Genomic DNA, 9734 nt, shown 5'->3' with positions numbered 1-9734 from the left:
TCAGCCAATTTTTACGTTTATCAGCCAATTCCATGCATGGATCTTTTTTTAGCATGATCAATAAATTTTTTTATCTTATTTACATCCTTTTTTCCGTCTGTTTCTACCCCACTGCTGACATCGACCATATACGGTGCCGTTATCTCAATGGCCTGCTCAACATTATCAATTGAAAGTCCGCCAGCAAGAATGACCTTTTTCCCGTCCAAGTTTTCACCGGTTAATACATTCCAATCAAATGTGACCCCGTTCCCCCCGCGGTATTTCCCTTTAGGGCTATCAAGAAGGTAATAATCACACGAAAACTGACTAATTTGATTTAAATCCTCTTGAGATTCAATGCTTAACGCCTTTATGACCGGTACAGAAAATTGCGAACAATATTCAGGTGACTCATCCCCATGAAGCTGGATGACATTGATTCCTGCCTCATTGACAATCTTTCGAATGACATCCGGATCTTCATTTACAAACACGCCTACCTTAAGAATCTCATCAGGAATCACTTTAATAATTTTCCTTGCTTGATCAGAATTGATTTGCCTCTTGCTATCTGCAAAAACAAACCCAAGCGCATCTGCACCCGATTCGATCGCTTTTAACGCAGTTTCAACGTCCATAATTCCACAAATTTTCACCTTCATTAGTTCGTCACCTCTTTTATAGGCTGTTTCATTCGCTTCATTAAACCTTCGAGATTTTCAGATTTCATAAATGCCTCCCCAACAAGGATTCCATCGGCACCAGCATCTATCACTCTTTGAACATCCTCTACTGTTTTAATGCCGCTTTCACTTATGAGGAAGGCACCTGCTGCTTTAATTTTTGGAGCAAGCTTTTCCGTTATGGCTAAATCAACTGAGAAGGTTTTTAAATCACGATTATTAACGCCGATTATTTGTGCTCCAGTACGCAGGACCTTTAGCAGCTCAGCCTCATTATGAACCTCCATAAGCACTTCAAGCCCGTTGTTTAAAGCGAAATTATATAGCTCTGTCAGACGTTGCTCCTCCAATGCTGCAGCAATTAACAGAATCAAATTTGCCCCAGAGGATTTCGCTTTCAGAATCTGAACTTCATCAATGATAAAATCCTTGCAGAGCAATGGGGCATCAACAGCTTCCCTAACTGACGATAAATCCTCAAAACCTCCTTTAAAAAAGGGAGTATCGGTCAGAACAGAAATGGCATCCGCTCCAAAATCTATATAAGATTGAGCTTGGACCTGAGGATCAGCACCGATATTAATATCCCCTTTTGAAGGTGATGCTCTTTTAAATTCAGCGATAATTGCAAGTGAATCCCTTTGTTGAAGCTTTTTAAGAAAGGAGCGCTTTTTTCTAAGCGGCTGGTCATGAATGTCCAATTTTTCATCCCTTAGTCTCAAAATCTCTTTTTCCTTTTCTTCTAAAATGATATTTAAGATCGTAGTCACCTCAGATCACCCTTTCCTTTATAAATTTGCTCTCATGGATGAGCTGTTCCAGTTTATTTAGTGCTGCTCCAGAATCAATGCTCTCCTTTGCATATTCAATCCCTTTTTGAATTGTCTGCGCTTTTCCTGCTGTGAAGATTCCAATTCCTGCATTAAGGAGAACTGTATCGCGATAAGCTCCCTTCTTTCCATTCAATACATTCAAGAGGATACGTGCATTCTCTTTGGAATCGCCGCCGCGAATGGCATCATTCGTGTATACTGATAAACCTACCTCTTCTGGATGAAGGACTCTTTCAGTCAAGTTTTCATTTTCCAGAATTACTAAATGATTCTCTCCCTGAAGTGACGCCTCATCCATAAACCCTGCCCCATTTAGGACAACTGCACGTTTTCTTCCTAATGTCTTTAACACTTCTGCAAAGAGTACGAGATAATCTCGGCGATAGATCCCGAGGAGCTGTGTCTCTAAATCAACAGGATTTGTGAGCGGTCCAATTAAATTAAAGACAGTCGGAATTCGCAAATCTTTTCTCACTTTCATAATCCTTTTCAGCTGCGGGTGTACATGTGGAGCGAATAAAAAGGCAATCCCAACCTTTAGTAAAATTTCCTCTGTACGTGCAGCATCCAAATTTAAATCCACACCTAGATGTTCTAATACATCAGCACTTCCCGTTTTACTTGATACACTTCTGTTTCCATGCTTGGCAACTGGAATTCCAGCTCCCGCAAGAACAAAAGCGGAAGTTGTACTTATATTAAAGCTTTTAGACCCATCTCCTCCTGTCCCGCAATTATCCATAACATTCGGAATTCTCGTATTAAACGTCAGTGATTTTCCCCTTAACGCTTTAGCTAAGCCGGCAATTTCTTCAACTGTTTCTCCTTTCGTTTTTAGGCCGATTAATAAACCTGCTATTTCACTATCAGTAATATCCTCAGTAAATAGAAGCTCGGTTGCTTCCGTTATTTCTTGTTCTGTTAATGAATCCCCATTAGAAATTTTCTGTAAGATGCTTTTCATGCTTACTTCCCCTCCCGATATGATTTAAGAAATTTTCCAAAATTCTTTTGCCTAATGCGGTTCCAATTGATTCAGGGTGAAATTGAAGGCCAAATAACGGGAATTGCTTATGTTTGATCGCCATTATTTCATTGTCATCCATCGATTTTGCAAGGATCTGAAATCCCTCAGGTAATGTCTCCTCGGAAATCACAAGAGAATGGTACCGCATGATGTCAATTGGCTGAGGCAAGTATGCAAATAAATCTGATCCATTATGTTTTAATTTTGAAATCTTCCCGTGCATAATATTGTTTGCTTTCGTTATATTTGCTCCAAATGTATACCCGATTGCTTGATGTCCAAGGCATATTCCCAATATTGGCTTGGTCTCATAGAAGGATTGGATAATGGCTGAACAAATGCCTGCATCTTCCGGTCTGCCAGGCCCAGGTGATAACACAATGGCATCCGGTTCCATTTCCTTGATCTCCTCTATTGAAATCCTGTCGTTCCTTACGACATGTACTTCTTCCCCGAGCTCCCCTAAATATTGATATAGGTTATAAGTAAATGAATCATAATTATCAATAAGTAATATCATCTTGGCCCTCCAAAAAAGCTCTTAATTTATGAATCGTTTCTTCAAACTCTTTTTCCGGCACAGAATCATGAACAATCCCGGCACCTGCCTGAATAAATGCTTTTTGATCCTTAATTAACATCGTCCGAATTGCAAGTGCAAAGTCCATACTTCCATTCGCTGAGAAATATCCGATTGCTCCTGAATAAACACCTCTTTTTACTTCCTCCAGCTCGTTAATAATTTCCATCGCCCTAATTTTTGGAGCACCAGAAACCGTTCCTGCCGGCAAACAAGCGATTAAAGCATCGATCGCTGATAAATCCTTTTTTAAAGTACCGCTCACCTCCGATACTAGGTGCATGACATGTTTATATTTCTCAATCTTCATATATTTTTCAATTTCAATTGAACCAAGCTCACAAACACGGCCAAGGTCATTTCTGCCTAAATCCAGCAGCATTCGGTGCTCCGCAAGCTCCTTTTCATCCACCAATAAATCTTTTTCATAGGAATGATCTTCAACCTCGGATTTCCCTCTTGGCCTTGTTCCCGCTATTGGATTGGTTGTCACCTTCCCGCCATTTACCTTAATTAAGCTTTCCGGTGAAGTACCCGCGATTTTGTAGCCTTCGAAGTCTAAATAATACATATAAGGGGATGGATTTTGCACTCTAAGCTTGCGATAGAAAGAAAATGGATCACCTGTAATTGTTCCTTGCAAACGCTGAGACAGCACCACTTGGAAAATATCACCTTCAACAATATGTTCTTTCGCCCGCTTCACTTTTTCGATAAATTCTTCTCTCTTTATGGATGCTTTAAAAGTTGAAAGTGAAACATCACTTGGTTCACTGTTCACTTTGCCATGCTTAATTTCATCTAGTCTCTTTTCATGTAAAGATTGCAATTCAGATAACTCGCTAAATAAAGGTATAGAGATTAAATACACTTTCTGTTCCAGATGATCAAACACGACCACTTCCTCGAAAAACATTAAATGAACATCGGGAATATGTAATTCATCCTTTGGGGCCTTCCCGATATTTTCATACTGACGGATGACATCATAACCTACATAGCCTACAGCCCCTCCACAAAATGGAAAATTTCCAATCTCATCCTGTTCAATCGGCGGCAGTATATCTTTCAATACTTCAAGCGGATGCTTCTGAATCCGTTTCCTTCCCTTTGCTGAAAGGATTGTACTGGAATCTTCTTCTCCAATTAATTCAATAACGGGATCTGTTCCAATAAAAGAGTACCTGCCAGCCTTTTCATGTTTAAGTGAGCTTTCAAAGAGAAATTTTTTTGTCCCTTTAAGACGCTGGTAAATAAGAATTGGGGTTAACGTATCCCCTTCAATTTCGCTAATAATGATTTCCTTTACTTTCGGCATGATACACTCTCCTTAACGATTATAAAAATAAAAAAAGTCCCCTATACGCACAATATTTGTGCATATAGAGGACGTATCGTTGACCGTGGTGCCACCTCAAATTTAGAACAGAATTCTGCTCCCTTGTTCAGGTACGGATGTAAATCGATACCCTATCCATATAACGGTGGAATTCCGTGCTTCCCTACTATCCTTCAAGAAGCCTCTCGCAAGTCCATTCCAACTGCTCTCCACATACCGGCTCTCACCCTTTCCGGCTCTCTGTAATGCTTCTGAACATTGTACTACTCTTACTCAACGATTTAGTTATTCTTTTTTAAAAGGCTATAACAATAAATATTTGAAATACAAAAAGGGCCTCCCTCCAAAAAAAGGACGAGAGACCCGTGGTGCCACCTTCATTAGCTAAAATTAGCTCACTTAACAGATATCAAAATGAAATAATCATTTGAATACCTGTCTCTTGTAACGATGAGACTTTTCGCCAAAGCCTACTGCTCCTATTAAAGGTTCGGTTTGGAGGCTCGGAAGTCCATTCGCTAATACGATTACACTGATTCGCACCACCCATCAGCTCTCTTAAGTACCCGTAAAAGTTACTACTCTTCGTCAACGCCGTACGTTATGTTGCTTTTTATATTATTCTTAATTATAAAAAAAGTCAAGGATAAAAATTCATTTTTTTTAAAGAGCCTTCTTTAACCTATTTCTCCAAGCTTCTGCAAGCTCCTCTACCTGGAGCAGCTCTTCAATCGCTGCACGATTTTTTCGATCATGAAACATTAGTTGATTTCCCGCTAATACAGAGAACTTCTCCTGCTTTCTCTCCACTAATGTCAGTGAAGAGTCCTCCTTCACTATACCCTCCTGCAGGACCCTAAAGAAATAGCCAGTATACCCAGTCTTCACTACCCTGCTAAGCAAGTTCTCAGCTTTGTTATGCTTGGAAATGGATGCACATGGCACCCTCCCTTGTGAAACCTGAATAATGGCTTCACCGAGTAAAAAAATATCGCCAATATAAACGTCCTTCTCTTGATGATCAGCCACACTAATATTTTCCCCAAATGCAGGCATCTGAAACGGCTTTTGAAATTCCTTTTCCCATTGCTGATAATGTTCAAAAGGATATAAGCAAACAGCCCTATCCGTTCCCCCATGAAATTCACGGTTACCAACTGAATCTCCTGTAAATCCTTCTTTTGTCAGAAAAGATTCACTCACTTGCTTTTTTCTTATTGCTGAATTAATAGTCACTCCATCCCACAAATGAAGATTCGGCCTGCCAATATTTAATGTAAAAATTTGATTTCCCATTAAATACACCTCGAATATTGATATTATTTCCCTCAATCTGCCTTCTACCCATATTAATACATGACAATGAATTCCAATTAAATTTTACCATAAAAAGTCCCTACTACTTTCTTTTTTTAAAGCCATATTAATATTAGGTATGATGGTTAAGGGGATGGTATGTTCAATGGAGCATGTTGAAAAATTAGAAATTGGAGGCCAAAAGGCAAAGAAAAAGTCTAGAGGCAATGTCCATAACAAAAAGTGGGCTGTTCTGTCACTCGCTTCTATCCCACTTGTAATGACACTTGGAAATTCCATGCTTATTCCTGTATTGCCTGCTATGGAGAAAAACCTTAATATATCTGCTTTACAGACTAGTATGATTCTGACCGTGTATTCAATTGTAGCCATTATCCTAATCCCTATAGCAGGAGGATTATCAGACTATATCGGAAGGAAAAAGGTCATTATCCCTAGCCTCTTAATTGCAGGAATTGGAGGACTCATCTCTGGATGGGCTGCCTGGAAAGCTAATGACGCCTATTGGATCATTCTTTGCGGCCGTGCTTTACAAGGGGTTGGGGCAGCCGGAGCATCTCCCATTGTCATGCCACTCATTGGTGATATGTTTAAAAACGATGATGAAGTGAGCAGTTCGCTTGGAATGATCGAAACATCAAATACATTTGGAAAAGTACTTAGTCCAATACTTGGAGCCTTTCTAGCCAGCTTTTTCTGGTTTCTCCCATTCTTTGCTTTCCCAGGGTTTTGTGCCCTTTCGATATTACTTGTATGGCTTTTAATCAAAACACCTAAAGAACGTGAGGAGCCCGTGCCATTCAAGCAGTTTTTAGTAAACATTAAAAATACATTTACACATAATGGAAAATGGTTGTATGCCATCTTCGTCATTGGTGCCATCATGATGTTTGTTTTATTTGGAGTGTTGTTTTATTTATCGGATGTACTGGAAAAAACATATAATATCATCAATATTAAAAAAGGCTTTTTACTTGCAGTCCCATTAGGGGCTTTATGTATAGCCTCTTTTATAACCGGAAAAATAATAAAAGAAAATAAAGTATTAATGAAATGGATCATCTTCGGAGGATCTGCATTGACTGCTGTATCCGTTGCTATTTTAAGCTTCTCAAGCGGATTATGGTTCATGCTCATTTTATTTACATTTGGCGGTATCGGAATAGGGGTAGCCCTTCCTTGTTTGGATGCCTTAATTACATGTGGAATTGAAAAAGAAGAAAGAGGAACCATCACATCCATTTATCATTCGATGAGATTTATTGGTGTTGCTGCAGGTCCGCCTGTCATGGCTTTATTTATGGAGCATACTGAAAAGGTATTATTTTATTTCTTAAGCGGTCTTACTGTCATAGCCATCATTGCCACATTTATGGCAATAAAGCCAGACGAGGAGGATGCTTAGGTAAAGAACTTCGGGATGACTTTCTTAATCGGATATGTTATCCTATAGTTGTAGATATCATTTAAATGAATGACCGCAGGTGTTGGAGCACCCACGGTCATCCGCAATAGTCGTCGTTCCCTGAGCGGCGGCCAGTCAAAAGACTAGACCTCTCCTCAATTATCAGGTCAAGGGAGGTCTATTTTTTGTGGTTAAAAGACAAGACAGCGATGATCAGACTTGAAAATGAAATCATAATCATAATCGTTTCGAATACTGTCATAGGCATCACCCCCTTTCAAATGGGGTTAGCCGACCACCCTTGAGAAAACTCCCTATTGCTTCTCTATTATATCACAAACCTGTCCTAGGAAAAGAACATATGTTCTACTTTTACAAAAATGATGCTTTCTTACTAGAATTAAGTGAATCTTTTAAATAGTGAATGCGCGTTAATCTGCGAAAAAAATAACCGCCAAAAGGGTGGCTTCACTTCTCTATTCCTTCAATCTAGGCTTAGCAGGATTACAATCAGGTTTTTCTGACTGTGTTGATTCTGCAAGCTTTGTTAAATAATAGCATTCTTCTCTGAACATATGGTCTGCCATTAGCGCAGAAAATGTTCCTAATGCTTCTTTACTTAACCTAAGCTCCTCAATTTCATCTAAAAAGTTCATGAACAGTTTCATTTCTAATGACACATCTTTATTAAATTTTTTCAATGCAGGAAATGCTGTAAGATTTGTTCTTAGAAATCCCGTCAATTCAACAGCTTTTAAATAAAAGGCTTCAAAATCCTTTGTAAACTCATCACTCAATTTTTTAATCTTTTTTTCTGGATGTTCCATATTATCAGAAATGGCCCCTGCATGCCCTGCAGCATCCAATAGCCATAGCAAATGGTGATGCAACTCATGAAAAACAGGTGCTGCTTCCCCGTTTTTCAAATACTTTAACAGAAGCAGGTACTCATCTACTTCGTTTACCATATGATTCATAAAAGTTGGCCCGAGATGAATCTTTACTTTTCCAACAAGATGGCGCTCAAGAATAGTCAGCTTAAACTGTCTAATTTTCTTGGCTTCTTCATCTGCTTCCACTGTTAAATCCTGCAAATTCCCTACTCCTACTCTACCAAGGAGCTGATCAAAAACCTGAATAAAATAATTGGCTTCATGAATGAATTCTTTTTCTGACGGTGCAAGGGAATCATGGATAAATCGGGCATGATCTCCTAATACTTGCAGCCAAAATCCATGCTCAAATTTTGCAGCCTTTTCGTAGCTAGCAGCCAAACAATCTCCCCCTTATGAACAGTTCATTCATAAAAGCTTATCGGGGAAACTGGGCATTTATGACATGTAAATCATCTAACTCTTTATTTGGACATAAGAAAAAGCCGGAATGAATGTCCAGCTTTTTTAAAAGTGAAAGGCAGAAAGTTGCTCATTCAATATTTCGGCTTTATACCCGTTTGTTTGTAAATAGGTTAGCAGAGATGGCAAATGCTCTGCTGTTGTTCTTCTATCATGGAGTAAAATGACCATTGGTCTATCCTTATGTTTAAAATTTTCGATTTGTTGAATAACTCTTTCAACATATTCACCATTGCGGTATTTCCAATCCTCACTATCTACTGTCCAATCCCATAGATTAAACCCGGCTGCTTCCACGGCTTTCAAATAGGAAGGTTTCATATATGGCGCGGAACCATAAGGAGTTCTAATTAAGGATGTGCCTGTACCTGTCATTTGCATTAAGGTGGCTTGCGCTTTTGTCATTTCGTCAACTACTGTCTTTTCCGACCGATAAATTTTGGCGACATTATGTGAAACTCCATGTAAGGCGGGGATATGACCGTTATTGATAATAGCATGTAATTCCTCTGGATACATTCTCATATTAGGCTCAAGCATAAAAAAAGTAGCCTTCATGTCAAATGTATTCAATGTTTGCAGTATGTCTAATGTATAGGCGGAAGGTCCGTCATCAAATGTTAAATATATGACTTTTTGTTCATTTTGTAGCTTTATTTGGGAGTTTTCTTGTTTTGAAGAAACGCTATCTTTAAGACTAGTTTCTATACTATTAATATCATTCTCTACAGGGGCATGCTTTTCCGGTTTATTTTTCAGTTCTTGCTCATTTAATGTTTGTTCATTATGTTCTTGATCCATTTTTTTCTTTAATATGTAAAAAGCTTGAATTTTATTATTAACGTAACCATTCATCTCCTCTGTATGATCAAAATGCCTCTTTGTAAGTAAGGAATACATAATATTAATCGGCTGTGATAAACTAGAAACAGCCAATGCTTCACTATGATTGTTTGTCTTAACCGTTGTAAAAACTAATGTTAAACAAACAATCAATGAAATTAATAACTTCCCTTTCGAATAGGTTGTTTTTCTTTTCCTTTTACTTCTCATGATGTTCACCTTTCCATCTCTATTCTTTCTGCTAAAAAGTAATAGGTCTTACATAGTAAAAACGATTTTACATTAAGAAAAGTTGTCAATTTTCACTTTTTCTTTACAAAACTATTAAATTTTCGCTACAAATCTTCTTACTTAAAGATTAACCAATCTC

Annotated in this window: 10 protein-coding genes and 2 other annotated features; of the genes, 1 reads left to right on the top strand and 9 read right to left on the bottom strand. The window is 38.4% G+C overall.

The features are described from left to right. Positions 1 to 20: 20 nt before the first annotated feature. The 6 genes from V7127_RS21135 to V7127_RS21110 form a co-directional block, all read right to left on the bottom strand. Complete coding sequence (locus V7127_RS21135; RefSeq protein WP_335489338.1) at positions 21 to 644, bottom strand: phosphoribosylanthranilate isomerase; 624 nt, start codon at positions 642 to 644, stop codon at positions 21 to 23. Continuing rightward, positions 644 to 1435, bottom strand: coding sequence for an indole-3-glycerol phosphate synthase TrpC (gene trpC, locus V7127_RS21130; RefSeq protein ID WP_335489335.1), 792 nt, complete (start codon positions 1433 to 1435; stop codon positions 644 to 646). Before trpC ends, V7127_RS21135 begins: the two co-directional genes overlap by 1 nt. A 1-nt stretch (position 1436) precedes the next feature. Further along, the gene (trpD, locus tag V7127_RS21125; RefSeq protein WP_335489332.1) at positions 1437 to 2462 is read right to left on the bottom strand and encodes an anthranilate phosphoribosyltransferase; all 1026 of its coding nucleotides are present in this window, start codon (positions 2460 to 2462) and stop codon (positions 1437 to 1439) included. Next, the gene (locus V7127_RS21120) at positions 2434 to 3045 is read right to left on the bottom strand and encodes an anthranilate synthase component II (RefSeq protein WP_335489329.1); all 612 of its coding nucleotides are present in this window, start codon (positions 3043 to 3045) and stop codon (positions 2434 to 2436) included. The genes trpD and V7127_RS21120 overlap by 29 nt, the downstream gene beginning before the upstream one ends. After that, a complete protein-coding gene (gene trpE / locus V7127_RS21115) occupies positions 3029 to 4423 on the bottom strand; it encodes an anthranilate synthase component I (protein WP_335489326.1) in 1395 nt (464 codons plus the stop codon). Before trpE ends, V7127_RS21120 begins: the two co-directional genes overlap by 17 nt. Before the next feature lie 64 nt (positions 4424 to 4487). Next, positions 4488 to 4730: a binding site (T-box leader), on the bottom strand. Positions 4731 to 4791: 61 nt separating this feature from the next. Then, positions 4792 to 5045, bottom strand: a binding site (T-box leader). A gap of 62 nt (positions 5046 to 5107) precedes the next feature. Then, entirely contained in the window at positions 5108 to 5740 is a 633-nt protein-coding gene (locus V7127_RS21110; protein WP_335346263.1) for an MOSC domain-containing protein, read from the bottom strand. Between the two features lie 166 nt (positions 5741 to 5906). Between V7127_RS21110 and V7127_RS21105 the strand changes: the two genes are divergently transcribed. Further along, positions 5907 to 7166 (top strand): MFS transporter, encoded by a 1260-nt coding sequence (locus tag V7127_RS21105; protein WP_335489323.1) that lies wholly within the window; start codon positions 5907 to 5909, stop codon positions 7164 to 7166. A gap of 178 nt (positions 7167 to 7344) precedes the next feature. Here the strand turns inward: V7127_RS21105 and V7127_RS25960 are convergent, their stop codons facing one another. The 3 genes from V7127_RS25960 to V7127_RS21095 form a co-directional block, all read right to left on the bottom strand. Then, complete coding sequence (locus V7127_RS25960) at positions 7345 to 7401, bottom strand: hypothetical protein (protein ID WP_438824048.1); 57 nt, start codon at positions 7399 to 7401, stop codon at positions 7345 to 7347. Positions 7402 to 7642: 241 nt separating this feature from the next. Then, positions 7643 to 8440: a DUF2935 domain-containing protein gene (locus V7127_RS21100; protein WP_335489320.1), complete on the bottom strand. Its 798-nt coding sequence runs from the start codon at positions 8438 to 8440 to the stop codon at positions 7643 to 7645. Positions 8441 to 8566: 126 nt separating this feature from the next. Then, positions 8567 to 9574: a polysaccharide deacetylase family protein gene (locus V7127_RS21095; protein WP_335489317.1), complete on the bottom strand. Its 1008-nt coding sequence runs from the start codon at positions 9572 to 9574 to the stop codon at positions 8567 to 8569. Positions 9575 to 9734 lie beyond the last annotated feature (160 nt).

It is taken from the genome of Bacillus sp. JJ1773, assembly GCF_036962035.1.
Lineage (GTDB): Bacteria > Bacillota > Bacilli > Bacillales > Cytobacillaceae > Cytobacillus.
The sequence above is the reverse complement of the archived record's forward strand: the minus strand, read 5'-3'. Positions and strand labels throughout refer to the sequence as shown.